This is a genomic window from Natronomonas amylolytica (assembly GCF_037031205.1).
Classification (GTDB): domain Archaea; phylum Halobacteriota; class Halobacteria; order Halobacteriales; family Haloarculaceae; genus Natronomonas; species Natronomonas amylolytica.
Genome location: NZ_JAYEZM010000004.1, coordinates 114,422 through 139,695, shown reverse-complemented (window position 1 = coordinate 139,695; position 25,274 = coordinate 114,422). Strand labels below are relative to the sequence as shown.

The 25,274-nt window shown below is 66.2% G+C and carries 26 protein-coding genes; 14 read left to right on the top strand and 12 right to left on the bottom strand.

The window, feature by feature from the left end:
• Nucleotides 1-46: 46 nt before the first annotated feature.
• Both U5914_RS06360 and U5914_RS06355 read right to left on the bottom strand, forming a co-directional pair.
• Nucleotides 47-310 carry a hypothetical protein gene (locus U5914_RS06360; RefSeq protein ID WP_336134921.1) on the bottom strand — a complete coding sequence of 88 codons (264 nt, stop codon included), beginning with the start codon at nt 308-310 and terminating at the stop codon, nt 47-49.
• Between the two features lie 68 nt (nt 311-378).
• Nucleotides 379-663: a DUF7091 family protein gene (locus U5914_RS06355; RefSeq protein ID WP_336134920.1), complete on the bottom strand. Its 285-nt coding sequence runs from the start codon at nt 661-663 to the stop codon at nt 379-381.
• Nucleotides 664-853: 190 nt separating this feature from the next.
• On the opposite strand from U5914_RS06355, the gene U5914_RS06350 reads away from it, so the two are divergent.
• Together U5914_RS06350 and U5914_RS06345 are read left to right on the top strand one after the other, a co-directional pair.
• Nucleotides 854-1,783 (top strand): replication factor A, encoded by a 930-nt coding sequence (locus tag U5914_RS06350; RefSeq protein ID WP_336134919.1) that lies wholly within the window; start codon nt 854-856, stop codon nt 1,781-1,783.
• Nucleotides 1,783-2,373, top strand: a complete 591-nt coding sequence (locus U5914_RS06345) for an RPA family protein (protein ID WP_336134918.1) — start codon at nt 1,783-1,785, stop codon at nt 2,371-2,373. The genes U5914_RS06350 and U5914_RS06345 overlap by 1 nt, the downstream gene beginning before the upstream one ends.
• A gap of 62 nt (nt 2,374-2,435) precedes the next feature.
• Here the strand turns inward: U5914_RS06345 and U5914_RS06340 are convergent, their stop codons facing one another.
• Nucleotides 2,436-3,443, bottom strand: a complete 1,008-nt coding sequence (locus tag U5914_RS06340) for an A24 family peptidase (protein ID WP_336134917.1) — start codon at nt 3,441-3,443, stop codon at nt 2,436-2,438.
• A 139-nt stretch (nt 3,444-3,582) separates the two neighbouring features.
• Here U5914_RS06340 and U5914_RS06335 point away from each other — a divergent pair, with 139 nt between their 5' ends.
• Complete coding sequence (locus U5914_RS06335) at nt 3,583-4,170, top strand: cysteine hydrolase family protein (RefSeq protein WP_336134916.1); 588 nt, start codon at nt 3,583-3,585, stop codon at nt 4,168-4,170.
• A gap of 80 nt (nt 4,171-4,250) precedes the next feature.
• Here U5914_RS06335 and U5914_RS06330 read toward each other — a convergent pair whose 3' ends face one another.
• The 3 genes from U5914_RS06330 to U5914_RS06320 form a co-directional block, all read right to left on the bottom strand.
• Complete coding sequence (locus tag U5914_RS06330) at nt 4,251-4,568, bottom strand: DUF5789 family protein (protein ID WP_336134915.1); 318 nt, start codon at nt 4,566-4,568, stop codon at nt 4,251-4,253.
• A 206-nt stretch (nt 4,569-4,774) separates the two neighbouring features.
• Nucleotides 4,775-5,164 (bottom strand): ferredoxin Fer, encoded by a 390-nt coding sequence (gene fer, locus U5914_RS06325; protein WP_336134914.1) that lies wholly within the window; start codon nt 5,162-5,164, stop codon nt 4,775-4,777.
• A gap of 177 nt (nt 5,165-5,341) precedes the next feature.
• Complete coding sequence (locus U5914_RS06320) at nt 5,342-6,493, bottom strand: inorganic phosphate transporter (RefSeq protein WP_336134913.1); 1,152 nt, start codon at nt 6,491-6,493, stop codon at nt 5,342-5,344.
• 86 nt (nt 6,494-6,579) lie between these two features.
• Between U5914_RS06320 and hisA the strand changes: the two genes are divergently transcribed.
• Nucleotides 6,580-7,296 carry a 1-(5-phosphoribosyl)-5-[(5-phosphoribosylamino)methylideneamino]imidazole-4-carboxamide isomerase gene (gene hisA, locus U5914_RS06315; RefSeq protein ID WP_336134912.1) on the top strand — a complete coding sequence of 239 codons (717 nt, stop codon included), beginning with the start codon at nt 6,580-6,582 and terminating at the stop codon, nt 7,294-7,296.
• A 13-nt stretch (nt 7,297-7,309) separates the two neighbouring features.
• Here the strand turns inward: hisA and U5914_RS06310 are convergent, their stop codons facing one another.
• Complete coding sequence (locus U5914_RS06310) at nt 7,310-7,447, bottom strand: hypothetical protein (RefSeq protein WP_336134911.1); 138 nt, start codon at nt 7,445-7,447, stop codon at nt 7,310-7,312.
• A 68-nt stretch (nt 7,448-7,515) separates the two neighbouring features.
• Nucleotides 7,516-7,689 (bottom strand): hypothetical protein, encoded by a 174-nt coding sequence (locus U5914_RS06305; protein WP_336134910.1) that lies wholly within the window; start codon nt 7,687-7,689, stop codon nt 7,516-7,518.
• Between the two features lie 113 nt (nt 7,690-7,802).
• Here U5914_RS06305 and U5914_RS06300 point away from each other — a divergent pair, with 113 nt between their 5' ends.
• Entirely contained in the window at nt 7,803-8,732 is a 930-nt protein-coding gene (locus U5914_RS06300) for a branched-chain amino acid transaminase (RefSeq protein WP_336134909.1), read from the top strand.
• 619 nt (nt 8,733-9,351) lie between these two features.
• Here U5914_RS06300 and U5914_RS06295 read toward each other — a convergent pair.
• Nucleotides 9,352-11,526 carry a hypothetical protein gene (locus tag U5914_RS06295; RefSeq protein ID WP_336134908.1) on the bottom strand — a complete coding sequence of 725 codons (2,175 nt, stop codon included), beginning with the start codon at nt 11,524-11,526 and terminating at the stop codon, nt 9,352-9,354.
• A gap of 108 nt (nt 11,527-11,634) precedes the next feature.
• On the opposite strand from U5914_RS06295, the gene rnz reads away from it, so the two are divergent.
• Nucleotides 11,635-12,561 carry a ribonuclease Z gene (gene rnz, locus U5914_RS06290; RefSeq protein ID WP_336134907.1) on the top strand — a complete coding sequence of 309 codons (927 nt, stop codon included), beginning with the start codon at nt 11,635-11,637 and terminating at the stop codon, nt 12,559-12,561.
• A gap of 680 nt (nt 12,562-13,241) precedes the next feature.
• Here rnz and twy1 read toward each other — a convergent pair.
• Nucleotides 13,242-14,207, bottom strand: a complete 966-nt coding sequence (gene twy1, locus U5914_RS06285) for a 4-demethylwyosine synthase TYW1 (protein WP_336134906.1) — start codon at nt 14,205-14,207, stop codon at nt 13,242-13,244.
• Nucleotides 14,208-14,382: 175 nt separating this feature from the next.
• Here twy1 and U5914_RS06280 point away from each other — a divergent pair, with 175 nt between their 5' ends.
• The 3 genes from U5914_RS06280 to U5914_RS06270 all read left to right on the top strand — a co-directional run bounded on the left by U5914_RS06280 (nt 14,383) and on the right by U5914_RS06270 (nt 18,033).
• Entirely contained in the window at nt 14,383-14,871 is a 489-nt protein-coding gene (locus U5914_RS06280) for an HTH domain-containing protein (RefSeq protein WP_336134905.1), read from the top strand.
• 166 nt (nt 14,872-15,037) lie between these two features.
• A complete protein-coding gene (gene argS / locus U5914_RS06275; protein ID WP_336134904.1) occupies nt 15,038-16,780 on the top strand; it encodes an arginine--tRNA ligase in 1,743 nt (580 codons plus the stop codon).
• Between the two features lie 164 nt (nt 16,781-16,944).
• Nucleotides 16,945-18,033, top strand: coding sequence for a pyridoxal-phosphate dependent enzyme (locus tag U5914_RS06270; RefSeq protein WP_336134903.1), 1,089 nt, complete (start codon nt 16,945-16,947; stop codon nt 18,031-18,033).
• Nucleotides 18,034-18,072: 39 nt separating this feature from the next.
• Here the strand turns inward: U5914_RS06270 and U5914_RS06265 are convergent, their stop codons facing one another.
• Complete coding sequence (locus tag U5914_RS06265) at nt 18,073-19,341, bottom strand: tRNA(Ile)(2)-agmatinylcytidine synthase (RefSeq protein ID WP_336134902.1); 1,269 nt, start codon at nt 19,339-19,341, stop codon at nt 18,073-18,075.
• Nucleotides 19,342-19,482: 141 nt separating this feature from the next.
• Here U5914_RS06265 and U5914_RS06260 point away from each other — a divergent pair, with 141 nt between their 5' ends.
• The 4 genes from U5914_RS06260 to U5914_RS06245 all read left to right on the top strand — a co-directional run bounded on the left by U5914_RS06260 (nt 19,483) and on the right by U5914_RS06245 (nt 23,296).
• Nucleotides 19,483-20,439, top strand: a complete 957-nt coding sequence (locus U5914_RS06260; protein WP_336134901.1) for a transcriptional regulator — start codon at nt 19,483-19,485, stop codon at nt 20,437-20,439.
• Between the two features lie 251 nt (nt 20,440-20,690).
• Nucleotides 20,691-21,755 carry a hydroxymethylbilane synthase gene (gene hemC, locus U5914_RS06255; RefSeq protein ID WP_336134900.1) on the top strand — a complete coding sequence of 355 codons (1,065 nt, stop codon included), beginning with the start codon at nt 20,691-20,693 and terminating at the stop codon, nt 21,753-21,755.
• The gene (gene cobA, locus U5914_RS06250) at nt 21,752-22,522 is read left to right on the top strand and encodes a uroporphyrinogen-III C-methyltransferase (protein WP_336134899.1); all 771 of its coding nucleotides are present in this window, start codon (nt 21,752-21,754) and stop codon (nt 22,520-22,522) included. Before hemC ends, cobA begins: the two co-directional genes overlap by 4 nt.
• A 57-nt stretch (nt 22,523-22,579) precedes the next feature.
• On the top strand, nt 22,580-23,296 hold the full coding sequence (locus U5914_RS06245; RefSeq protein WP_336134898.1) for a uroporphyrinogen-III synthase: 717 nt from the start codon (nt 22,580-22,582) through the stop codon (nt 23,294-23,296).
• Here the strand turns inward: U5914_RS06245 and U5914_RS06240 are convergent.
• A complete protein-coding gene (locus U5914_RS06240; RefSeq protein WP_336134897.1) occupies nt 23,293-23,769 on the bottom strand; it encodes a GNAT family N-acetyltransferase in 477 nt (158 codons plus the stop codon). The genes U5914_RS06245 and U5914_RS06240 overlap by 4 nt on opposite strands.
• 54 nt (nt 23,770-23,823) lie before the next feature.
• Between U5914_RS06240 and U5914_RS06235 the strand changes: the two genes are divergently transcribed.
• Nucleotides 23,824-25,257 carry a DHH family phosphoesterase gene (locus U5914_RS06235; protein WP_336134896.1) on the top strand — a complete coding sequence of 478 codons (1,434 nt, stop codon included), beginning with the start codon at nt 23,824-23,826 and terminating at the stop codon, nt 25,255-25,257.
• Nucleotides 25,258-25,274 lie beyond the last annotated feature (17 nt).

The window sequence follows — 25,274 nt, the reverse complement described above, 5'->3', positions numbered from 1 at the left end:
GTAATATAAGACCGCGGTCGCGGGTCGGCCTGCGGAGTGTCTGCCCTCACATCTCGTCTTCGTCCTCGGTTTCCCGAACCACGAGCCAGTAGACCGGCAGCGCGATGGCCAGTCCGAAGGCGACGAGGGCGACGAGGCTCCCGAGGGTCCGTGAGTCGGTCACCTGTCTCACGGCCAGCAGGGTTCCGACGAGGACCAGCACGCTGAAGCCGACCCCGAGACCGACGGCGAGCGTATAGACGAACAGCCGGAGGCCACGACGGGCGAGTGCCAGCGGGCGGTCGACGGGGAAGGGGTCGGTTCGAGCCATCGGGCGGTTACAGCAAGCCGACCGTCCCGTTCCTAATAACGGTTACTGGACCGGACGCCGACGGCGGCCTACCACGTTTCGATGCGGTTCTCACGGATGTCCTCCATACAGCCACGGCAGTCCTGATGGTCGGCGTCGAAACACGCCGGCCGGGCCTCCGCATCCAGGGAGACGGCGCGTTTCTCGGCGTATCGGCGGCAGACGATTCTCGCCCGGCCCTCCTCGTCGGTCGGCAGCCCCGCGAGGGTCGCCGTCTTGGCGCCGCTGTAGGCCTTCTTGGCCTCCTCGTACTGCTGGCCCGCCGACTGCAGTTTCGTCCGCAGGAGCCGTTTGAGGCGACGACGGTTGCTCACACGCGCCGTTTGGAACGCGGACCACAAAGAGCCGTCGGCCCCCCGCGTGTGACCGCGGCGGGGCAGATACCACGGCCAACCACTCGCCTCCGGCCGGTTTTCACTTTCACTACGCTACCGACGACTTTTATATCATCAAGCACCAACCGGCGTACGTCTCCCACTGAAAACACGCGGAGACGGACACACCATGACAGACCTGCGACAGCACGCGGACGAGATACACGAACAGTTCTCCGACTCGCTCGATGTGAGCGTCGACGAAATCGAAACACGCCTCGAGACGCTGGTCTCCGAATACCGCGTTCCCATCGAGGAAGCGCGCCGCAGCGTGGTTTCGACCTACCTCGACGAGGCCGACATGGACCGTGAGGAACTGGCCGGCGGCGGCAGCGAGGCCGCGAACGTCGAGGACATCGACGCGCCCGAAGAGTGGCTCGACCTCACCGTCAAAGTGGTCGATTTGTGGGAGCCACGCGCGGACTCCATCGCACAGGTCGGCCTCGTGGGCGACGAGACCGGGCGCATCAAGTTCACCAAGTGGGCGAAAAGCGACCTCCCCGAACTCGAAGAGGGGACGGTCTACCGCCTCGGTAACCTCGTCACCGACGAGTACGAGGGCAGTTTCTCGGTGAAGCTCAACTCGACGACCACCATCGAGGAGGTCGACGAGGACATCGAGGTCGGCGACAACGCCGACGAAGTCGAGGGCGCGCTGGTGGACATCCAGTCGGGCTCGGGGCTCATCAAGCGCTGTCCCGAGGACGACTGCACGCGCGTCCTTCAGAACGGCCGCTGTTCGGAACACGGCGACGTCGAAGGCGAGTTCGACCTCCGTATCAAGGGCGTCATCGACGACGGCGAGGCCGTCCACGAGGTCATCTTCAATCAGGAATCCACCGAGGAATTGACCGGAATTACGCTCGATGAAGCCCAGGAGATGGCGATGGACGCCCTCGACACCGAAGTCGTCGTCGAGGAGATGGGCGAGACCGTTCTCGGCCGCTACTACCGCGTTCGCGGCCCGACGATGGGCCGGTACGTGCTGGCCGACGACATCGAGACGCTGGGCGCACCGGACGATGCCGAAAGCGTGCTGATCAAAGCGAGGTCCCTGTAATGAGTGAATCCGCACCCACCCGCGAGGTCGCCCGACGCGCCTTCGCGGCCGAGTTCAACGACGCAACGTACACGTTCAAGGAATCCGACGACGAGCGCGCGCCCGTCTACTCGCTGCTTCCCACGGGCGAGCGGGCCAACCGCGTCTTCATCGTCGGGACGCTCACCGAGACGGAGGACGTCGGCGAGGACTCCGAGTACTGGCGCGGCCGCATCGTCGACCCGACGGGCACGTTCTTCACCTACGCCGGCCAGTACCAGCCCGAAGCCGCCTCGGCGCTTCGGGAGGCCGAAACGCCGGCCTACGTGGCCGTCGTCGGCAAGCCCCGGACCTACGAGACCGACGACGGCGAGGTGAACGTCTCGCTGCGGCCGGAGTCCATCACCGTCGTCGACGCCGGCACTCGCGACCGCTGGGTCGTCGAGACCGCAAAGCGAACGCTCGACCGCATCGAGACGTTCGATGGGACGGGCGAGTACGACGCGATGTCCGAAACCCAGTACGGCGTCGACCTCGGCATCTACCGCGACCAGGTCGTCAAGGCGCTGGAGGACCTCGAAGAAGACGCCGAAGTCGCCGCCGAAGCCTAACCTACGCGCTCTTTTCCCCTTTCGAACCGTCGATGCACCGACAAGCGACGCCTCCAGCCCGCTCAGGCCAACCCCACGACCCGCATCAGCACGAACAGCAGGTCGCCGAACGTGAATGCGAGGACGAGGCCGACGAACATCGGGACGATGAACGGGATGCCGGGCGTAATCCAGACCTGCCCGCGGTCGGGGGCGGTGAGCGTCTCCAGCCCATCGCGCAACTGCTCGGGAGTCGTCCCGTAGGCGCTGTGGTCGTCGAGGAAGCGCTCGGCGCCCCACTCGTCGAGCGGCCGGACGGCGGCCGTCGGGGCCTCAACGGTGGCGTCGCCGCCGTCGGTCAACGCGCGCTCGTCGGCGGCGATGGAGCCGTCTCCGGGGTCGTTGCGCTCGGTGGGCAAGGGGTGCCGATACCGGTCGGGGTTCCCACGGAGTTCAGCGAAGGAGACGCCGCGCCAGCGCAGGTACATCCGGAGGGCGTCGATATCGAGGCCACGACGGGTGAAGCCGTCGGCCGTTTCCAGCAGGCGGCCGTACTCGCTCAGAACGTCGTCGATGGCAACCGGCCGGCCGATGAACATCGCGGGCGTGAGTTCGCCGTTCGGGAGGTTCCGCACCGCGAGCGCGACGGGATAGAAGAGGCCGACGAGTACCGTATTCGACAGCACCGTCAGCGAGAAGACGCCGAGCGGCGGCATGGTGGCGGGATAGGCGCCGCTGGCGAGGTAGAAGGTCGGATAGACGGGGACGACCACCGCCAGCGTGATGACGGCCTTGGCGTCGGCGCCGCCGAAGCCGCCGAGTCGCCAGAAGACGTAGCCGAGGGGGGCGACGAGTCCCAACGAGAGGACGACCCGAATCACGAAGAACTGCTGTTCGTAGGCCGAAAGGCCCGTCGCGAGCCACGCGTCCCAGACGAGCGCGAGAAAGCCGACGACCAGAAGCGGCGCCCACGTCCGGTTCGGGACCCGACGCGTCCGAACGTCGCGGTAGGCCGCCCACGCGAAGACGGGTACCGCGAGCAACCGCAGGAGGTCGGGACCGGTCGCGATACCGAAGACGGGCGAGGACACACGCCGTCCTGCGGCGAGCGAGTATATAAACGCCCGGCTTCCAGCCGGCCGAACGGCGTCGGTGGACGGACGTCCACTCGTTCGGAGATACCGCCGGAGAGGGAAGCTATATCCCCGCCGCTCGGGTACCTGTCGGTAGATGCCGTACCGGGATTACGAGACGCTCGACCTCGAGCGGGTCGCGCTGGTGCCCATCGACGTCCAGCAGGGGTTCGACGACGAGCGATGGGGCGACCGGAACAATCCCGACGCCGAACGCCACATCGGGGAACTCATCGCGGCGTTCCGCGAGGCCGACCTCCCCGTGTTTCACGTCAAGCACGATTCGACGGAGCGCGGGTCGCCGCTCCGGCCCGACCGGCCCGGCAACGCGTTCAAGCCCGAGGCGGAACCGGCAGACGGCGAACCCGTCATCACCAAGGAGGTAAACAGTGCGTTCATCGGGACGGACCTCGAGATGCGGCTCCGGGGGGCGGGGGTTCGGCGGCCGGTCTTCGTCGGCTTCACGACCGACCACTGCGTCTCGACGACGACGCGGATGGCGGAGAACCTCGGCTTCGAGCCGTTCGTCGTCGGCGACGCCTGCGTCACCCACGACCGGGAGTTGAACGGGACGCGCTATGCGGCCGAACAGAACCACCGCATCGCGCTGGCGCAACTCTCGGGGGAGTTCGCCGAGATAATCGAGACGGCGACGCTTCTGGCGGCGCTGGAAGCACGCCACTAGGCCTGTCGATACTCGCCGTCGTCGCTCCCGTCTCGACTGCCGACCTGCGAGACAGCCGTTCGATGCGGCCCGTGGGGCGGCTATACTGATTCGTCGTCGGCTTCTTCCTGCGCTTTCGTCTCTCCCCCGCGGTCGGAGTAGCGCTTCCGGCCGATAGCCCCGTCGCCGACCATCCCGACGACGTTCTGTTTGACGTCTTCAGCGGACTCGAACGTCATTTCACCCTGTGGTTCGAGCACGGCCTGGAGCGTCTCGGTTCCGTCCTCGAGTTCGAGTTCGCGGTCCCCATGAGTTTCCAGCAGTTCCGCTCCGGTCATCGGGTACTCGGCGTCTTCGAGGGCCTCGGCCAGCGGCCCGAACTCGACGCCCTGTCGACGGCTGTCGTCATCGTTGGTCATACATGAATAATGGTGGAGGATACGCAAAGGGCTTGCGCAGGCTGATATCGTCGTCGGTTATACGGTCCCCGTGCTACGGGCGTGTTCCGTCATCGCACAGAATCGAGAGAAGTCGGCGTTTAAACGCCTCTGCACGCAAAATCTGCCAGAACCACATTCGCCATGATTCCGGCGATACCGCAGTCGTCGGACGCGGGGAAATCGGCTTAGATGACGCGGTTCTGCAGGTAGTCGAGGTGCTTGGCGTTGTAGACGATTTTGACCGTGTCGGCAGCGGGGCTACCGATACAGGTCAGGCGGACGCCCTTCTCCTCGACTTCCTCGTCCGAGAGGATCTGCTGCATGTCCATCTCGATTTCGCCCTCTTTGATGATGGCGGCGCAGTTCGCACAGGCACCGGCACGGCACGAGAAGGGCCAGTCGTAGCCCTGGGCCTCGGCCGCCTCGAGGATGTACTCGCCCTCGGCGACGTCGAGGGTCCCGTAGTCCTCTCCGTCGAGGCCCGCGTCAGCGGCCTGCTCGAAGAGGTCGTCGTCGTCCATGTCCATCCCGTGGTCGTCCAGTACTTCGTAGTTGAGGTATTCTACCGTGGGCATCAACACGTGAGTTCACGCCCCTGTGTGTTGAAGGTTGCTGTTACAGCCAGTGCACCCTCCGTACACGAACGATTGTGCACTTTCTCCCGACGACGTGAGAAGCATCCGCCGAACGGTCGGGGAAAACATCGCAAACGACCGCGAGGGCGACCGAACACGGAATCCGCGAACAGCGCTTCAGAACGGGAAGAACCGGAAGACCAGAAACGCGCCAGCGGTCGCCAGCGTGGGGACGAAGTTCTGCATCAGGATGACCCGGCCCGTGGTTTCGGGGTCGAAGAGGTCCGAGGCCGCGGGGATGTCGTCGGGCTCCTCCTCGCCGATTGGCGGGGCGTTCTTGCCGCGCTTTTCGGCGTCGCCGACGGTTGCGGCCTCGTCGGCCGCGAGGGCCCCGACCGAGACGTTGGCGCCCTCCCCGCGAACCGCATCGCGGGCGGTCGTCGTCCGGGTCGCCCGCCCCCACCCGAGACCGACGATACTCATCGTCGCGATGATGACGAAACTCGCGGGGATGCCGATGGCCGCCAGCGCCGCCGTCGCCGTTGAGGAGACGACGGCCACGACGATGGCGGCGGTCAGCGGCAGGTCCGTCAGGTCGTTGCCCATCGTATCCAGCGTCTTCCGAGCGATGGTGAAGGCGCCGACGCCGACCGCTCCCACCGCCAGCAGGATGGCGATGTTCATCGAGAGTTCGCCGCTGCCGACGAGCGGCGCGACGGCGTTGGCGGCGTTGGAGGCGCCCGCCGAAAAGGCCATCAGACAGCCGATGGCGATGACGACGACGGCGCCGACCATCTCCCGACGGGTCGCGTCCCCGGAGAAGGGGCTGCCGTCGGATTCGGGGATGGCAATCCACTCGTTGAGCATGGGATAGAAATATCGGCCGATGACGCCGCAGATCCAGAAGGTGATGATGGGCGAGACGATCCACCACGAGACGATGCGGCCCATCACGCCCCAGTTGAGCGACCCCGTCGCCATCCCGAGGCCCGCGATGGAGCCGACGGCGGTCATCGACGTCGAGGCGGGGACGCCGAAGGAATTGGAGATGAACAGCGCAAAGCCGATGAAGAACAGCACGACGATGCTGGCTTCGAGCGTAAAGAGCGCGCTCGGGACGATGCGACCGCCGAGGGTCTCGATGACCTCCCGGCCGATGGTCCAGCCACCGACGAAGAAGAAGACCGTCATGAGCGCGGCCGCGAGGAGCTTCGAGAGCACGCCGGCCCCGACCGCCGGCCCGAAGGCCGGTGCCGTCGAGGAGCCGCCGATGTTGTATCCGACGAACGCGGCGACCACGATACCGACGACGAGCAAGAGTTCCACCATACGGAGCGAAACGATGGGGCGGCAGATAAGCGCCGTGCTTGCGACTAATGGGTGGGTTTTTGATGCGGCGCTGCCCCGCTTCGAACATGTTCCCGGAGTTCGAAGTGATTCCGGCCGTCGACATGCAGGACGGACAGGTCGTCCAGCTGGTTGGCGGCGAGCGCGGCACCGGCACGGAGTACGGCGACCCGGTCGAGGCGGCCGAACGCTGGGTCGACGCGGGCGCCGAGACGCTCCATCTGGTCGACCTCGACGGGGCCTTCGAGGGCGAGCGAGGGAACGCACCGGCCGTCGAGGCGATACTGGACGCCGTCGACGTCGACGTGCAGTTGGGCGGCGGCATCCGGACCGCCGAGGACGCGACGGGCCTGCTGGCGTTGGGCGTCGACCGCGTCATCCTCGGAACTGCGGCGGTCGAGAATCCCGACATCGTCGGCGAAATCAGCGAGGAGTATCCCGGCACCGTGATAGTCAGCCTCGACGCAAAGGGCGGCGAAGTCGTCGTTTCGGGGTGGACCGAGGGGACGGGACTGGACCCCGCCGAGGCCGCCGCCCGCTACGAGGAACTGGGTGCGGGCGCGATCCTCTTTACCGACGTGGACGTCGAGGGGCAACTGGAGGGCATCCGCCGCGAACCCGTCGAGCGAGTGGTCGAAGCGGTCGATATCCCGGTCGTCGCCAGCGGCGGCGTCTCGACGCTGGATGACGTGCGCGCGCTGAAGGAGGTGGGTGCGGCCGCCGTCGTCGTCGGCACGGCCCTCTACGAGGGACGCTTTACGCTCGAAGAAGCGATGGCGGTGTAGCTCACCCCCGGCCTCATCGGACCAGCGCGTGGAACCGCCGGTAGACGGCCGCCGCTCGCGCCAGCAGGCCGGCCTTCGTCGTCGGCGGCAACGCGGGCCTGATGGGGTCGGTGAGGGCTGCCGCGACGGGCAGCAGGTTGCGGGCGCTCATACGCCACTCGTCCTTTATCCGCCCACCACAAAACGTTCAGTCAGACGGCCGTCACGCGGTCGTCGGACCTAGACGGCGTCGTCGACCTTCTTGCCGATCTTCGGGTAGCGCTCGCCGACCCAGTCCCGAAACAGGACGAACCCGACGACGACTGCCAGCGCGAAGACGACGCCGCCGACCGGTCCGAGTCGCTTGACGCTGAGTTTCCACGCCGACCACGCGAGACCGAGCAGTTCGAGCATGCTTCGGATTCGGTCGCTCGGCATAAAAATAGGCGGTCCGATAGAGATGTAGGGGCCGCATACCCCGGCAGTAATCGTCAACACTCATTACGGGCCCGGTCCACAGACTGAGTATGTCTTTCGAGGAAATGGACGTCGACACCATCTGGCAGGACGGTGAGTTCGTCGACTGGGACGACGCACAGACCCACATCCTGACGCACTCGCTGCACTACGGGACGGCCGTCTTCGAGGGCGCCCGCTGTTACGATACGGCCAGCGGCCCCGCGCTCTTCCGGTGGGAGGAACACCTCGACCGGCTGTTCGATTCGGCGAAGGTGCTGGACCACGACATCGAACACACCCGCGAGGAACTCACCGAGGCGACGCTGGAACTCATCCGCCGGCAGGACCTCGAATCCTGTTACATTCGGCCGCTCGTCTACTACGGCTACAACTCGCTGGGCGTCTCGCCGAAAGACTGCCCGACCGAGACGATGGTCGCCTGCTGGCCGTGGGGCACCTACCTCGGCGAGAACGCCATCGAGAACGGCGTCGACGTGATGGTCTCGTCGTGGCGCAAGCACGCCTCCAGCCAGATTCCGACCAACGTGAAGGCCACCGGCCCCTACGTCAACTCCATGCTCGCCGGCGAGGAGGCCCGCCGCAACGGCTACGTCGAGGCCATCGTCCTCAACAAGGAGGGCAACGTCGCGGAAGGCCCCGGCGAGAACATCTTCATGGTCAACGACGGCGAAATCTACACCACGGGTCTCTCCGAGTCCATCCTCGACGGCATCACCCGCGATACCGTCATCAAACTGGCCCGCGACATGGGCTATACGGTCCACGACGATACGGCCATCTCGCGCGGCCAACTCTACACCGCCGACGAACTGTTCTTCTCGGGGACCGCCGCCGAAGTCACCCCGATTCGGAGCGTCGACGACACCGAAATCGGCAACGGCTCCCGCGGTCCCGTCACCGAGCAGATCCAACAGCAGTTCTTCGACCTCGTCAACGGGGAACTCGGCGGCTACGACGACTGGTTCCTGTACGTCTAGCCACTTTTTGCACGACCCGGCGGCATAGCCGCCGGGTCGGCAAAAACATGGGGAAAATATGCGCGACTCGTTCCTGCCGCGCCCTTCGGGCGCGTTAGTCACTCGTCGCTACGGCGCCTCCCTTCGGTCGGCGCCGGGAACTGCCTCGGGGACGACCTCCGGACGCCCCACTCGGCGGATGCTCGTATGCGGATTAATAAATGGGGTGTTGGTTATGCGACCTGCTCGTTGCTCCCCGGTTCGATCGGTGTAGGAGATAAAAATATGATTTCGGAGTACGATTGCACCGTGGATGAGAGAGAACAATATCAAAGAGAGGCTACAGGAGGTACAGGAAGGGGACTATCTATTGTGGAATGGAAGGACGAGTCCACAACCCGTTACAAGCGTCGACGGTGACACGTTTATCGTGGAAGGGAGGCAAGGGGGACGGTATCGGTTCTACACCTCTGGGTTCCCGAAGTTGACTAATTTAAGCAGTAGAAATGACTTCGATATTGACGAATTAACGGTTCTACGTCCTCTCTGCTCGATTGATAGGTAAGAACTTCCCTTCGAACGGACACCTCACCTCAGACCCGCCAGCGAACGACTCTACGAAATCTTCAGACGAACCTACTCAAGCTTTTTCGGTTTCCAGGGCCTGCTCGATACGCCGCTGTGCCTGTTCGAGGCGGTTCTGAACGGTCGCGTTCAGCGTCTCGTCGAAGTCGTTCTTTTGCAGCGCCTCGCCGACCTTCTCCAGCCGCGTTCGGGCCGCCTCCAGCGCGCGGTCGGCGCCCCGCGTGTCGGACTGTTCGGCGCGTTCGACGGCCCGCTGGGCGGACTCGGCGACCGCCTGAAGCGCGCGCTGAAGCCCCGTGACGCCGCTGACGTCGATGTCGTCGGTCGGGCCGCCACCGCCGCCGCCGTCCGTCGGCGTCTCCGTGAGGTCGTCATCGTCGTCGTCGGAATCGCCGTCGTCGCTGGTATCGTCGTCGCCCGAAAACGCGGGAGCCTGCTCGGAGGTCTCGGTCGTGATGTTCGCGACGAACTCGGCCAGCGAGGCCTTCCCGGTCCGTGGGTTCTCGATGGTCCGGCGGTTCTCCTCGCCCGGGTTGACGCGGTAGGCGCCGGGCGTCCCCTCGGTGTCGCGAATCTCGGTCGTGTAGGCGCCCCCGCTGTGGACGTAGGCCGCGAACTTGTCGGGGGAATCCGGCTTGAATTCGAACAGGCGGCCGCCGAAGTCGTCCTCGATGGCGACCCGCTCGATGTCCGGGCCGTCGCTGGAATCGCCGTCGATTTTGACGGCGTTCTCGTTCGCGACGAGCGTGACCTGTCCGTCAGCTCCGGGAGTGGTGGGCGTCTCGCTTTCCTCGCCGACCGAGAGCCGTTCGCTGTAGGGGGCTGTTCCGGGAGCGTTGACCGTCAGGCGGTGCTCGCCGGGGTCGACGTCCTGCATCACGACGGCGCCGCCGACGCTCGGCACGGCCGTCGGGTCGCTTTCCAGCAGACAGAAGGCGAGCGTGCCGGTGGCCGCCGTCGTCACGCCGTTGCCGTCCGGGGCCTCGGCGTCCTCGACGGCCTCGCCGATGGCGCCCACAAGCGAGGTGGTCGGGCCGCCGTAGTCGATGGCGTCGTAGCGGTCCGCCAGCATCCGCCGGTGGTTCGGGTCCGTGATGTCCGCTCCGGGGTTCTCGTAGCGCGGTTGGTCCCACGGGACGCCGGAGGTGGTGAGGTGGCCGGCGATGGCGTCCTCGGCGAAGTCGGGAATCGAGAACTCGAAGCGGAGCATCGGCCCGACGAAGCCGCCGATGTCTTCGAGTTCGGTCGAGGGTTCGAGTCGGTACTCGTGGTCCGGGTCCGCGTCGTCGTCCACCTCGGCCGCGAAGTGCAGGCCCGTCTCCCGCGTCGGGAAGTCGGTCGGCGGGGCGGCGAGGTCGCTGAAGGACCGGACCGTCAGGTCGGCGTCGATGAACGCCTCGCGGGGCACGTCGGGCAGGCGGTCGTCCTCGTAGAGGGGTTGGCCATCGAGGGTCGGCATCGCGAACGCCAGCGTCAGGTTCTCGTCGCGCGGGAGGCCGTAGGCGAGCGGAATCTCGGCGAGTTCCTCGACGCCCTCGACGAGCTGGTTCGTGATATCGGCACCGAGGTCGCCGGTCGGGAACCGCTGGAAGCGGTCCGGGTTGGCGTTGACGCCGAGGCCGCTGGCGTGGGCTCCGAGTTCGGTAACGATAGCGGGTTGGGCGTCGGGGTCGAGATATTCGTTGTTCGGTATCTTCCGACTGTGGGCGCTGGCGACGTAGAGTTGGACCTCCTCGGTTTCGGTGTCGACGAAGACGTGCAGCACCTCCCAGTCGTGCCAGTGGAAGTTCGTCGCGAACTGGTCGAAGGCCGAGTACATCCAGTACTGGACGACCGCGAGCGGTGAGTCCTCGTACTGGACGGCGTTGTAGAAGACGACCGACTCGGGCGGTTCGCCCGCCTCCTCGAAGGCGCGGGTGTAGTCGTTGAGAGCGGCGAAGCCGTCGACGACCGTCTCGCCGTCCCGGTCGGTCGTGTAGGGACGGGGGTCAGTCATGAACCACTTCTCGTAGCGGTCGTAGTAGACCTCGGGGGCGAACTGCTCGGCGAGCGCGCGGGACTCCGCCTCGTCGACCGAACTCGTCTCGGCGTCCTCGGGGTCGGAGAGCATTCGCCCGCCGACGGCGGCGCCACCGAGGCCGCCGGCGCCGAGGACCGCGAGCAACTGGCGTCGGGTCCACTCGCGCGGGTTCGCACGAGCAGGGAGGGACGCGTCGGAGCCCGATGTCATCGTAACCCCTGTTAGCGGGAGCCAGCGGAAGTACCTGCCGGCCACGCGGTTCCGACCTACCACCCGCACACCGAAGCGGGTTTATCCGCGCCGCCGCTTGCCCCGGGTATGTCTCTGTGTGTGACGTTCCTCGGGACGGGTGGGGCCGTGCCGACCACCCAGCGGAACACGAGTTCGGTCTTCGTCCGCCGGGAGGGCGACCGCTTCCTCTTCGACTGCGGCGAGGGGACCCAACGGCAGATGATGCGCTTCGGCACCGGCTTCGCCGTCGACGAGATGTTCGTCACACACCTCCACGGCGACCACGTTCTCGGCATCCCCGGCCTCCTTCAGACGATGGACTTCAACGAGCGGGAGGCGCCCATTACCCTCCACGTTCCGGTCGGCACCCAGCCCGACATCGACCGTCTCATCTCGGCGACCGGCACCGACCCTTCCTTTCCCGTCCACATCGACCCCGTCACCGACGGCGACGTGGCCTACGAGGCCGACGACTACGAAATCCGCGCCTTCGAGACCGACCACGACGCCCGGTCGGTCGGCTACGTGCTCATCGAGGAGAAACGCAAGGGCCGGTTCCACCGCGACCGCGCCGAGGAGTTGGGCGTCCCCGTCGGCCCGAAGTTCCAGCAACTCCACGCCGGCGAAAGCGTCGAACTCGAAGACGGCACCGTCGTCGAACCCGAACAGGTCGTCGGCGACCCCCGCCCCGGCCGCCGACTCGTCTACACCGGCGACACCCGCCCCTCGGACCGTACCATCGAGGTCTCGGAGAACGCCGACCTGCTGATTCACGACGCCACCTTCGCCGCCGACAACGCCGGCCGCGCCGGACAGACCGCTCACACCACCGCCGCCCGCGCCGCCGAACTCGCCAACGAGGCCGGCGTGAAACAGCTGGCGCTCGTTCACGTCTCCTCTCGATACGCCGGCAACGTCTCGCCCATCGAGCGGGAAGCGCGTGAAGTGTTCGAAGGAGAGCGTGCTTTCGTGCCCGACGACGGCGACGAAATCGAGGTTCCGTTCCCGGAGTAGTTTCAGGCTCTGTCTATGGCGGTTGTTTATAAATGAAGTCTGGTGACTGCGTGACCGCCAACAGCCAGAAAGCCCTCGGCGCGCTGGCGGTCGCTCAGCGACATATCCTCACTACGTTCGGATAGGGGTCGCTGAGACGACTATATAAACGCCAGCGCGCCTCGCCCTTTCATTCCACCAAGGACTGCACAGCCCTGCCCTTCCCCGGGTTGCGCGGGCCTGCGGCCCGCGGACCTACATCGCGGCGCGTAGCGCCGCGCATGTCGCGCGACGGCCTCCGGCCGCACGCGCTCCCGGCCGATTGATTTTATAAATAGCGCGCGCTGGTCGACCGCCGCGAGGCTCACCCGAGCGGCGGTCGGACGAAACCGTGCGAGGGACGACTGAACCCGAGCGAAGCGAGGGTGAGGGAGTCGGCTGGGGAGGTGTGTGGATGCGGTTTCCTGGCGGACTCGAAGGGCGAGGTGGTTCGAGAGAGCGAAGCTCTCTCGTCATCACGAAAGGCGCGGAGCGCCTTTCGAACGACCGGGTGGACGAAGCACGGCGACGCAAGCACCGAGCGAACAGGGTGAGCGAGGCGCGCAGCGAGCCGCGCGAGTCGACCCGGCCGAGGGCTTCGGAGGCGTTGCTACCGGGAAAGAATACTGAAAATCAGCCCAAATCCCAAGAAAACCAGACTCCTAGTCGCTTTTCGCGTAGGTGCCCTCACTCCAGAACTCGGAGCCGCCCTTGAGTTCGGGCACCCACGTATCCTCCTCGCGCGCGAGCAGCGCCACCCGAGACGCCTCGATGTCCCGAATCACGGGGAACTCCGGCAGGTACTCGCCGACGGCCTCGGTGAATTCGAGGACGTCCTCGTGTTCGGGCATGATGTCGCGGTCCAGTCGGTCGCGGGAGTTGCCGACGTGCATGTAGGCCTTCATCTCGACGAAGTCTGCGTCGGCGCGGTCGACCATCGCGGCGTACCACTCGGGCGTCTCCATGTTGTACCCGTTCAGGAGAGTGGTCCGAAGGACGGTGCGGGTCTCGTCTTTCTCGGCCAGCACGTCGAGCGTCTCGATGAGGTTGTCCCACGCGTCGTCGTCGACGGCCTTGACGACCTCGTCGAAGGTCTTGCGGTCGGGGGCGTCGACGCTGACGTAGAGTTGGGTGGGGTCGCATTCGGCGAGCACCTCGGGGTTGGTGCCGTTCGAGACGAGGAACGTGGTGATATCGCGGTCGTGGAAGGCCTCGATGAGTTCCGGGAGGTAGGGATAGAGCGTCGGTTCGCCGTCCAGGGAGATGGCGACGTGGCGGGGTTCCATGGCCTCCTCGAAGACCTCGCGGGGGACGTCGTCGTTGCCGCCGAAGCCCGAGAGGAGTTTTCGCTGGAGGTCGATGGAGGCGTCGACGACCGCCTCGGGGTCGTCCCACTCAACGCCGTCGAGTTCGTAGGCGTGGCCGGAGTGGTCCCGCCAGCAGAAGACACACCGCTCGTTGCATTTGACGACGGGCGTCATCTGGATACAGCGGTGCGATTGGATACCGTAGAAGTGGTTCTTGTAACAGCGGCCCTCTCCCCGGAGGGCGTTGGCCGTCCACCCGCAGGTCTGGGCGGCCGTGTGGTTCTCGCTGTGGTAATCGGGGTCGCTGACCTGCTTGGGCATATCCGCCCCTAGACGCAGGACGCCCTAAAGGCCGTGGTTCGGGTGTCGAGAACGGCGTTGGTCCTGCCCGAACGCAGGACGGTACACCCGCTAGCAGGTGTGTCGGGTGTTCACGTAGAAACCCCTAATACACATTGTACAGAATCCTTATGGGTCGTCTCGGAGGTTCTCAGATATGCTTCGCGGACTCGACGTGTGGGGGACATCCGACGGGGAACCGACCATAATCAAGGCGGCCGGAAGGGACGCACTCGACGGTACGGTGACCGTCTACGTCGCCGACTCCCTTTCGGCGGAGAGCCACGACCGCCTGCGCTCGGTGCTGGACAACTTCGACCGGCTCGAAGCCGCCGAAGTCGTCGACGAGGTTCGCGTCACCCGCTGGCCGAAGACGGTCGAGGCACCGACCGACGGCCCCGCCGCCGCGGCGCTTGCCTGCTACGACGAGTTCGTCGAGGCGGTCGGCGCCGATGCGCTCGAACCGGGCTTCGAGGAGCGTAGCGGTGATGGTTCACACGGACGCACCGTCGAGTTCGCCGACATCTGCATCGCCATCCGCGAGGACGGCGAACTGACCGGTCTCTACCCCCGCGCCGACGAGGACGCCTCCGTCGAGGACTGTCTGACCGCACTCGCGGCCGGGAACCCCGTCGAGAACGTCTAAGCCGTCACGAGCACCGTCTCCCGCGCGTCCGCAGTCGAGAACCCCCGACTTACCTCAGTCTGTTCGTTTTCGAGAGCGTCGATACGCCCCCAGTAGTACGACCCACGAGAACTGATTCGCGCCGCTAACCCGTTATCCCTATACCCCGCGCTCGGGAAGTGCAGGTATGTTCCTTGCGTTCCGCGAGTCGGTTACCCGGGCGCTTCGGGAGGCCCTCGAAGCCAACGGCTACCCGACCGACGACCTCGGCATCGAGGAGCCCCCGGAAGACGTCGACGCCGTGTTGGCCTCCAGCGTCGCCTTCCGGTTGGCCGGCGAAGCACAGGCGCCGCCACCGCAGGTCGCCGCCGAACTCGCCGACGAGATCGACACCGACGACTACGACTACATCGCTGCCGTCGAACCACAGGGCCCCTACCTCAACTTCCTGCCCGACGAGTCCTACTTCGAGGGTGCGGTCGAGGCCGGACAGGCGTCCGACTACGGCGCACTCGACGACCGCGACACCTCCGTCGTCGTCGAACACACCTCCGCGAACCCGACCGGCCCCGTCCACGTCGGCCGCGCGCGCAATCCGATAATCGGCGACGCCGTCGCGAACCTGCTAGATTACGCCGGTTACGACGTCGAACGCCACTACTACGTCAACGACGCCGGCCGTCAGATTGCCGTCTTCACGTGGGCCTACGAGACCTTCGACGAATCGGACCTCCCCGAACCGGCCCGTGACCGCGCCGAATACCGGATGGTCCGCTACTACCGGAAGGGCAACGACTTCCTCGAGAACGCCGACCCCGAGGCCGTCGAGGAAGCCGAAGACGAGATTCAGGCCATCCTGCAGGGCCTCGAAGAGGGCGACGAGGCCGTCTACGAGCGCGTCGAGGAGGTCGTCGACACCGTCCTCGGTGGGATGAAGGAGTGTCTCGGTCGCCTGCCCGCCGAGTTCGACGAGTTCGTCAAGGAGACCCGCTTCATGCGAGACGGCTCCACGGACGACATCGTCGGCCGACTCAAAGACCACGACCGGGCCGTCTACGAGGAGGACGCGTGGCAACTCGAATTCGAGGACATCGACAAGAACCTCGTCTTCCTTCGCGCCGACGGCACCTCCCTCTATACCACCCGTGACCTCGCCCACCACGAATGGAAGTTCGACAACTTCGACCGCGCCGTCACAGTCCTCGGCGAGGACCACAAACTCCAGGCCGACCAACTGCAGTCGGCCCTCGAACTGCTGGGCAACGATACCGACCAACTGGCGAACGTCATCTACTCCTACGTCAACCTCCCCGAGGGCAAGATGTCCACCCGGAAGGGCACCGGCGTCCAACTGGACGACCTGCTCGACGAGGCCATCACACGCGCCCGCGAGGAAGTCGAGGACCGCGTCGAGGACCGCCTCCGGGACGACGAACTCGACGAAGAGGATATCGAGCGCATCGCCCGACAGGTCGGCGTCGGCGCCGTCCGCTACGACATCGTCTCCAAACAGCCGACAAAGGGCATCACCTTCGAGTGGGAGCAAGCACTCGACTTCGAGGCCCAGTCGGCGCCCTACGTCCAGTACGTCCACGCGCGCTGTTGTGGAATCCTGGACGAGGCCGGCGACATCGAACCGGTCGCCGACACTGGGCACCTGACGACCGACGCCGAACGCGACCTCATCCGCGCCGTCGCCCGCCTCCCGGGCGTCATCGACGAGGCCGCCGAGGACCTCGAACCCCATCAACTCGCCACCTACACCCGCGAACTCGCCGACCAGTTCAACACCTTCTATCGGGAATGTCCCGTCCTCACCGCCGACGATGAGGACACCCGCGCCGCGCGCCTGGCGCTGGTCGCCGCCTCCAAACACGCGATGGCCAACGCCCTCGACGTGCTCGGTGTGGAAGCGCCCACGTCGATGTAGAACTGGCCGACTCTTTTTAAGTGATAGCGCGGCCAGACGGCCCGTGACCTGACGAGTCGCCGGCTATCCGCCGAGACAGTAGCGTGGAATACGGATAGTCGCCCGGAAGCGTTCCGCCTGTTCGCCACCGAAACCCACAGGGATGCGTCCGCCGACCTACCGGTATGGACCTCGCCTGTCCTGAGTGCGGTCGGACCTACGCCGACCGCTGGCGCTGTGAATGCGGCGCACCGTTGGCGTTCGCCGACCAGTCGCTCCCGTCGGTCGATTCGCCCGAGAAAGCGTCCCTCGACCCCCGCGACGGCCTGTGGACCTTCGAGGAGTTCCTGCCCGTCGGCGCGGAGTCCGAGGACCGCGTCACGCTCGGAGAGGGCTATACGCCGCTGGTCGAGGCACCCGAGTGGGACGCGACGTTCAAACTGGAGTACGTCTTCCCCACCGGGTCGTTCAAGGACCGCGGCGCGACGACGACGCTCACCCGCGCGAGGGAGGTCGGTGCGGACCGCGTCGTCGAGGACTCCTCCGGCAACGCCGGCGCCGCCATCGCCACCTACGCGGCACGCGCGGACATTCCTGCCGAGATCTACGTTCCCGCAGGCGTCAAGGAGTCGAAGGTCAAGGCCATCCGCCGCGCCGGAGCGACCGTCACTCGCATCGAAGGAACGCGACAGGACGTCACCGATGCCTGCATCGACGCGGTCAAAGACGGCGACGCGTGGTACGCCAGCCACGCGTGGAACCCCGCCTTCTTCGCCGGGACGGCCACCTTCGCCTACGAGGTGGCCCACCAGCGGGACTGGTCGGTCCCCGATGCCGTCGTCACGCCGCTGGGCCACGGCACGCTGTTCCTCGGTGCCTACTACGGGTTCCGAGCGCTTCGGGACGCCGGCTGGACCGACCGCATGCCGAAGCTCCTCGGGGCTCAGGCAGCAGGGTACGCGCCCATCGCCGCGGAACGCCACGGCGAAGACGCTGTGGAACAGCACAACGACATTGTGGATGGAATCCAGATTCGAGAACCGGTCCAGCGGGACCGCATTCTCGATGCTATCGAGGAGACCGATGGCGATGCCATCGCGCTCTCCGAGAAGGCCGTGGCGACCGAACTGGAGCGTCTCCACGAGGCCGGCTTCTACACGGAACCGACCTGTGCGGTCGCCCCCGCGGCGCTCCGTGCCTATCGAGACCGGGGGGTCATCGAGCCGGCCGACGACGTGGTCGTGCCGCTGACTGGCAGTGGCCTGAAAGGATAACGGCCCCCTACGGTGGCTCGTTCGAGCCGTCCGCCCCGTCTATTTTTCGGGGTGAATCGGTGCGTCGAACCCGCTGCGGACGAGCGGCTTGGCGATGTGCCGCCGCGCTCGCGGTGGGACCTCGTACCAGCCGACCTCCAGGTCGCGGTCGATTCGGCGTTCGGCTTTCCCCTCGGCCGACGTCCCGCAGTCCCGACAGCGATAGCCCTGTCCGCGGCCCGCTGATTCCATCGTCCGCCCGCAGTCGGGACAGGTCGGTGTCACCAGTTCCGCCCGGTTCAACGCACGGACGGCGAACTTCTCGAGTTTCAACGTCCCGTCGCCCACCTCGCCGCAGACGGTGAGGCGGTCGCCGACGCGAAGCTTTCGGACCCGATCGCGGAACCGCTTTGTCGGCTCGAACGCCGCACAGGTGAGGGCCGCCTCGTCGTCCTCGATGCCGAAGAAGACGTGGCCCCCGCGGCGCGTCTCGGGAACTTCGGCGACGCGTCCATCGAGATGATAGGCGTGGCCAGCGCGGGCACCCGAAACCGTGCCGGCCCGGAGATGGGCGTCGGTGCCCTGATTCGTCACGAAGGTTCGTGCGCGGGCGACCGGTTCGCTTTCGATGCGGTCCGAAACGGCACGACACGATTCGGCGTCGTCTCCACGAATCCCGTAGAGTACGGGCCCCGGCGTCCGCGGAACGCAAACTGCTTCCCCGCTCTCCCGGTCAACGGTATCCCACACCTCGGGATAGTAGTCGTCTGCGGCCTCGAAGACGGAATCGAAGTCAACGTTGCGGTCGGTTCCCCAGCGACTCGGCTCCCGGTAGGCGATGTGCTCGTAGGTCCAGTCGTCGAACGCGCGGCAGGCGCCGACCGCCGCGAGCGCGCCGATGACCCCGCGGCCGTTCTTCCAGCTACGGGTCCGATAGCCGGCCGCTTCGATGTGCTCGAGGGCCGTCTCGCGGGTGTGATGACTCCGGGCGGCTTCGCGAGCGAACGAGGCGACACCGTCCGGAACGCCGTCGGGACTGCCGGGGGCGCCGACGAGGCCGGGATTGGTCCGGTCGTCGGCGGTTTCCGCGTGCTCGTCGACGATTCCTTCGGCGGCTTCGAAGGCCGTCTCGACGGATGCGTCCGTATGAACCGCCAACGCCGCGTTCCCTCGGGTCTTGTGTTCGACCGCGGGATTACAGCGAATCAGGAGGACGCGCTCGACGGTCGCGCCATCGTCGACCAGTCGGCGAGCGACGGTATCGGCGACGTAGGTCGTACACATCCCGCGTTCCCGCGAATCCGTGTCATCGAGGCCGAGGACGGTCACTACCGGCCGTAGACGGCGCTATCCCAACGGGGTTTCGGTCCCGGTCTCTTGATTTCCACTTCGATTGGGTAGATAACCGCCGGATAGCGGCGGTTTGACTCGGGGAAACACATTTAACCGGCGAAACGCTTACATACCACTATGTCACGGTCCGCACTGGTCGGTAACATCACCGCGATGCTCGATGACGCAGGCTTCACGGTGAGCGACCGGTGTGCCATCCGGCCGAAGAGCTTCGATATCGCCGCTCGCCGCGGTGACGACGTGTTGCTGTTGAAGATACTGGCGAACATCGATGCCTTCGACGGCTACACCGGCGCCGAGATGCGTCGCCTCGGCGAATATCTGGATGCCACCCCCATCGTCATCGGGCTTCGGACCCGCGACGAGGACCTGAAACCAGGGGTCGTCTACTTCCGACACGGCGTCCCGGTGTTTTCGCCGGAGACCGCGATGGACCTCTTCATCGAGGAGGTGCCACCGCTCATCTACGCCGCCCCCGGCGGACTCTACGTCAACATCGACGGCGAGTTGCTCGAAGACGCCCGCTCGGAGCGGGACTGGTCGCTCGGCAAACTCGCCAACGAACTCGGCGTCTCGCGACGCACCGTCTCGAAATACGAGGACGGCATGAACGCCTCCGTCGAGGTCGCCGCGGAACTTGAGGACCTCTTCGACCAGCCGCTGGCCAGCCCCGTCGAGGTCCTCGACGGCGCCGACGAGGTGCGCGACGAGATGGACGACCCCGACGAACCGGAGGCCGACCCCGACGACTCCCATCTCATCACCGTCCTCACTCGCGTGGGCTTCGAGGTCCACCCGACGATGCGCGCGCCGTTCAAAGCCGTCAGCGAGGACGAACAGCGCGAACGCAAGATGCTCACCGGCCACTCGGATTTCAACCGGACGGCCGAAAAGCGCGCCCGCATCATGTCCTCCGTCGGCGAGGTGACCCGCACCCGTTCGGTCTACGTCGTCGACCGTGCGCGACAGGACTCCGTCAAGGGAACGGCCCTCATCGAACGCGAGGAGATCGAACGGATCACCGACCCCGACGAACTGGAAGACCTCATCCGCGAGCGCGCGGAGATGGCCTGACCGCGCCGTTCCGCACACCGATTCTCCGCTGTTCGACGCGAACGTCGACAGTGACTTCGATGCGATTTGTCTATCCGAAACGCCGAGGGCTTCTATCCGAGCGTATAACGTGGACGTAGTAGTAGCCGGTGGAGACGGACAGCAGCGATTTGCTATATCGAATATTCGTTTATCGTCGCCGCCCTCGGAAACACGGGCTCCCGTTCGGAGAAGCCGAAGGGCGTTTCAACCGGCGCACCGGAGATTCGGGTATGACCGAAACGATACGGCTGGCGACTCGCGGGTCCGACCTCGCCTTGCGGCAGGCCCAGTCGGTGGCCGACCAGTTGCGGGGTCGCCGCCGCGAGGTCGAACTCGTGGAGGTGTCGACGACCGGCGACGAAGTACGGGACGAACTCATCCACCGACTCGGCAAGACCGGCGCCTTCGTCCGCAGCCTCGACGAGAAGGTCCTCGATGGCGAGGTGGATGCGGCCGTCCACTCGCTGAAGGACATGCCGACGGAGTTCCCGGAGGACCTCATCGTCGCGGGCCTGCCCGAACGGGCGCCGCCGGGCGACGTACTCCTCACGCCGGAGGGCACGGCGTTGGATGACCTGCCCGACGGCGCGACGGTGGGTACCTCCAGTCTGCGGCGGAAGGCACAACTGCTCGCGGCCCGCCCGGACCTCGACGTCCAGCCGCTGCGAGGGAACGTCGATACGAGGGTCCAGAAACTGCTGGCGCCGACCCTGCAGGCCGAACACGAGCGCCGTGTCGATGCCGAGGAGGGCGAAACCGATGCGGTCTTCAACCGGACCGTGGACGAGTGGTTCGACGACTGCACCGAACTCGAACGGCAGGCACTCGGCCGCGAGGTCGACACGGAATTCGACGCCATCGTGCTCGCTGAGGCCGGTCTCGAACGGAGCGGCCTGCTGTCCCAACTCGACTACGAGCGATTCCCGGAGACGTTCGTTCCCGCGCCGGGACAGGGTGCCATCGCGGTGACGGCCCGAGACGACGAACTCGCCGAACGCCTCCATGCCGACCTCGACCACCCGCGAACACGGGTCGAAACCACCGTCGAGCGAGCGATTCTCGGGACACTTGGCGGTGGGTGTGTCGCACCCATCGGCATCCACGCGGTCCTGCAGGGTGAGTACGTCCACACGCGTGTGCGCGTCCTCTCACAGGACGGCACCGAGGAGATCGAGGCGACCGAGGACATCCCGGCCGAACAACACCCCTCGGCCGCCCGGGAGTTCGCCGAGGAACTGGCCGACCGGGGTGCAGCGGAGCTCATCGAACGGGCCCGCAAGGAGACGGGCGAATGACCGGCAAAGTCTATCTCGTCGGAAGCGGCCCCGGCGACCCGGACCTGCTGACCGTCAAGGCCAAGCGACTCATCGACGAGGCCGACGTCGTCCTCCACGACAAACTGCCGGGCCCCGAGATTCTCGGCTCGATTCCAGAGGCCAAACGCGAGGACGTGGGCAAGCGGGCCGATGGCGAACGCACCTCACAGGAGTACACCAACCGGCGCCTCGTCGAACTGGCCGAGGCGGGCAACACCGTCGTCCGTCTCAAGGGCGGCGACCCCTTCGTCTTCGGTCGCGGCGGCGAGGAGGCTGAACACCTCGCGGCCAACGAGATTCCCTTCGAGTATGTCCCCGGTATCACGAGCGCGGTCGCCGGCCCCGGAGTCGCCGGGGTCCCGGTCACCCACCGCGACCACGCCTCGTCGGTGACGTTCGTCACCGGCCACGAGGACCCGACCAAAGACGAATCGGCCGTCGACTGGGAGGCGCTGGCGGCGACCGGCGGGACGCTCGTCGTACTGATGGGCGTCGGCAAGTTGCCGATGTACACCGATGCGTTGCTTTCGGCGGGGATGGCACCCGACACGCCCGTCGCGCTGGTCGAACGGGCGACGTGGCCCGACCAACAGGTCGCAGTCGGAACGCTGGAGACTATCGTCGACGTGCGCGACGAGGAAAGTATCGAACCGCCGGCGATTACCGTTATCGGCGGCGTTGCGGCCTCACGAGAGCGAGTCGCGGCGTTCCTGCGGAACGGCCGTAACCCGGCCGACGAGAGGTGATGTATCCTATGACGCTATATCAAATCGAATACACGCGGCAGACGGAGGCCACGAGCGATGGGTAAGATAGCCTTCTTCCGTCCCGACGACGAGCGTGCGACCGAAGCGGCCGAAATCGTCCGCGAACTCGGTCACGAACCGGTTTCGGACCCGATGCTCGAAGTCGACCCGACGGGCGAAGCGCCCCGGGTCGACGCTGACTACACGGTGTTGACGAGCAAGACGGGTGTGGAACTCGCCGCCGACGTCGAGTGGGAGCCGTCCGGCGAGGTAGCTGCCATCGGCTCGCCGACCGCCGACGTGTTGCGTTCGGCTGGCTACGCTGTCGACCACGTTCCCGAGGAGTTCTCCTCGACTGGGTTGGTCTCTCATATGCGCGATATGGTCGAGGGGTCGCGCGTCGAAGTCGCCCGCTCGGACCACGGCTCACCGGTGCTGACCGACGGGCTGGAGGACGCCGGCGCGTACGTCCATGAAACGGTGCTCTATCGACTGGTTCGGCCGCCGACGGCGGGGAAATCGGTCGAACTGGCCGCCGACGGTGAACTCGGCGGCGCCTGCTTTACCTCCTCGCTGACCGTCGAGCACTTCCTCGATGCCGCCGACGAGCGGGGCATCCGGTCGGAGGCCGTCGCCGGCCTGAATCGGGCCGTCGTCGGTGCCATCGGCGAACCGACCGCGGAGACGGCCGAAGCAAACGGCATCGATGTCGATGTCGTCCCCGAGGTAGCGGCGTTCGAGACGCTGGCCGAAGCCGTCGCCGAGCGACTTTAATCGAGCGGCTTCCGCATTTTCACGGACTCGACTTCCGTGTTGGCAGTCGTCGTGTTCGTGACTCGTTTGACCCGTTCGTAGCCAGCGGCCTCGTAGAAGCCAACCGCGTTCAGTACTGCTTCGAGGCAACTGGTTTCCACACCGAGGTCCCGGAGGCGCGTTTCACACTCGTCCAGAAGCGCGGTGCCGATCCCCGATCCACCGTGTTCGGGGGCGACGAACAGCGCCTCGATTTTCTCGTCAGCACGGTCGAGTTCCGCGAAACCGGCCACCTCGCCGTCGGCTTCGGCAACGAGTAGGTCCGTGGTCGGATCTTCGACGGCCTGCTCGTAGCGTGCCACGCCTTCGGTTTTGGCTGCCCACGTCGCCACCTGCCGGTCGCTGTAGGCTTTCGGCCCGTGTTCGATGATGGCGCCGACGTGGACGAGCATGATCGCTTCGCAGTCCTCGCGTTCGGCCGGACGGATCCGCATGCAAGAACCGACTGTGCGGAGGTTTAAATTCCATACCGCATTAGCAACCCTACGATGAGTCTCGCCGACGCTCCCGTTCCGACGCTACAGGCTCGCGCCGAGGCGTGTGCCGAACGGCTCCTACAGGCCGACCGCGTCCTACTCGCCTCCCACATCGACGCCGACGGCCTGACGAGCGCCGCCGTCGCGTCGACGGCGCTGGAACGGGCGGGACTGGCATTCGAGACGGTCTTCGAGAAGCAACTCGACGCCGACTCCATCGCCGGAATCGCAGAACGCGACTACGAGACCGTGCTTTTCACCGACTTCGGGAGCGGCCAACTCGATATCATCGCCGACCACGAGAAGGCGGGCGATTTCACCCCTGTCATCGCCGACCACCACCAGCCGGCCGAGGCCGAGACGGAGTTCCATCTCAACCCCCTGCTGGAGGGTATCGACGGCGCCTCGGAGATGTCCGGCGCGGGCGCGGCCTACGTGCTCGCGCGAGCGCTCGCAGCCAACTCCGGGCAAGACGAACGGCTGGACAACCGCGATTTGGCCGCGCTCGCCGTGGTCGGCGCGGTCGGCGACATGCAGGCCTCCGGCGGGGAACTCCACGGCGCCAACGAGGAGATAGTCGCCGACGGGGTCGACGCCGGCGTTCTGGAGGAGACCAAGGACCTCGCGGTCTACGGCAAGCAGACCCGGCCCCTGCCGAAACTGCTGGAGTTCGCCTCCGACGTCCGCATTCCGGGCATCACCAACGACGAACGGGGTGCCGTCTCGTTTCTCGACGACCTCGACGTCGAGTGTCGGGCCGACAGGTCGTGGAAACGGTGGGTCGACCTGACCGACGACGAACGGCAGACGGTCGCTAGCGCCCTCGTCCAGCACGCGGTCAGCCGTGGCGTCCCGGCGTTCAAGATCGACCGCCTTGTCGGGACGACCTACGTCCTCCGTGAGGAGGCGGTCGGGACGGAACTGCGGGACGCAAGCGAGTTCTCGACGCTTCTGAACGCGACGGCCCGATACGAACGGGCGGACGTCGGCCTTGCCGTCTGTCTCGGCGACCGCGACAGTGCCTACGACCGCGCGAAGGAACTCCTGCGGAACCACCGCCGGAACCTCTCGGAGGGCATCGAGTGGGTCGAACAGAACGGCGTCACCACCGAAGACCACCTCCAGTGGTTCGATTCGGGCGAGGAAATACGCGAGACCATCGTCGGCATCATCGCGGGGATGTCGATGGGTGCCGACGGCGTCTCCCGAGAGATGCCCATCATCGCCTTCGCTCGAAAGAACGACGAGGAGACGAAGGTGTCGAGTCGTGGAACGGGCCCGCTCGTGAGTCAGGGACTGGACCTCTCGGTCGTGATGCGGGAGGCCTCACAGGCGGTCGGCGGGGACGGCGGCGGCCACGACGTCGCGGCGGGCGCGACGATTCCGGCCGGCGAGGAGGAGGCGTTCATCGAACACGCCGACCGCATCGTCGGCGAGCAGTTGTAACGGGCGGGGTCCGGTGC

Bases quoted from the DNA above. Each gene is read 5' to 3' on its own strand.
- U5914_RS06360 (WP_336134921.1), bottom strand. From the start codon at position 310: ATGGCTCGAACCGACCCCTTCCCCGTCGACCGCCCGCTGGCACTCGCC.
- U5914_RS06350 (WP_336134919.1), top strand. From the start codon at position 854: ATGACAGACCTGCGACAGCACGCGGACGAGATACACGAACAGTTCTCC.
- U5914_RS06345 (WP_336134918.1), top strand. From the start codon at position 1,783: ATGAGTGAATCCGCACCCACCCGCGAGGTCGCCCGACGCGCCTTCGCG.
- U5914_RS06335 (WP_336134916.1), top strand. From the start codon at position 3,583: ATGCCGTACCGGGATTACGAGACGCTCGACCTCGAGCGGGTCGCGCTG.
- U5914_RS06330 (WP_336134915.1), bottom strand. From the start codon at position 4,568: ATGACCAACGATGACGACAGCCGTCGACAGGGCGTCGAGTTCGGGCCG.
- fer (WP_336134914.1), bottom strand. From the start codon at position 5,164: ATGCCCACGGTAGAATACCTCAACTACGAAGTACTGGACGACCACGGG.
- U5914_RS06320 (WP_336134913.1), bottom strand. From the start codon at position 6,493: ATGGTGGAACTCTTGCTCGTCGTCGGTATCGTGGTCGCCGCGTTCGTC.
- hisA (WP_336134912.1), top strand. From the start codon at position 6,580: ATGTTCCCGGAGTTCGAAGTGATTCCGGCCGTCGACATGCAGGACGGA.
- U5914_RS06310 (WP_336134911.1), bottom strand. From the start codon at position 7,447: ATGAGCGCCCGCAACCTGCTGCCCGTCGCGGCAGCCCTCACCGACCCC.
- U5914_RS06305 (WP_336134910.1), bottom strand. From the start codon at position 7,689: ATGCTCGAACTGCTCGGTCTCGCGTGGTCGGCGTGGAAACTCAGCGTC.
- U5914_RS06300 (WP_336134909.1), top strand. From the start codon at position 7,803: ATGTCTTTCGAGGAAATGGACGTCGACACCATCTGGCAGGACGGTGAG.
- U5914_RS06295 (WP_336134908.1), bottom strand. From the start codon at position 11,526: ATGACATCGGGCTCCGACGCGTCCCTCCCTGCTCGTGCGAACCCGCGC.
- rnz (WP_336134907.1), top strand. From the start codon at position 11,635: ATGTCTCTGTGTGTGACGTTCCTCGGGACGGGTGGGGCCGTGCCGACC.
- twy1 (WP_336134906.1), bottom strand. From the start codon at position 14,207: ATGCCCAAGCAGGTCAGCGACCCCGATTACCACAGCGAGAACCACACG.
- U5914_RS06280 (WP_336134905.1), top strand. From the start codon at position 14,383: ATGCTTCGCGGACTCGACGTGTGGGGGACATCCGACGGGGAACCGACC.
- argS (WP_336134904.1), top strand. From the start codon at position 15,038: ATGTTCCTTGCGTTCCGCGAGTCGGTTACCCGGGCGCTTCGGGAGGCC.
- U5914_RS06270 (WP_336134903.1), top strand. From the start codon at position 16,945: ATGGACCTCGCCTGTCCTGAGTGCGGTCGGACCTACGCCGACCGCTGG.
- U5914_RS06260 (WP_336134901.1), top strand. From the start codon at position 19,483: ATGTCACGGTCCGCACTGGTCGGTAACATCACCGCGATGCTCGATGAC.
- hemC (WP_336134900.1), top strand. From the start codon at position 20,691: ATGACCGAAACGATACGGCTGGCGACTCGCGGGTCCGACCTCGCCTTG.
- cobA (WP_336134899.1), top strand. From the start codon at position 21,752: ATGACCGGCAAAGTCTATCTCGTCGGAAGCGGCCCCGGCGACCCGGAC.
- U5914_RS06245 (WP_336134898.1), top strand. From the start codon at position 22,580: ATGGGTAAGATAGCCTTCTTCCGTCCCGACGACGAGCGTGCGACCGAA.
- U5914_RS06240 (WP_336134897.1), bottom strand. From the start codon at position 23,769: ATGCGGATCCGTCCGGCCGAACGCGAGGACTGCGAAGCGATCATGCTC.
- U5914_RS06235 (WP_336134896.1), top strand. From the start codon at position 23,824: ATGAGTCTCGCCGACGCTCCCGTTCCGACGCTACAGGCTCGCGCCGAG.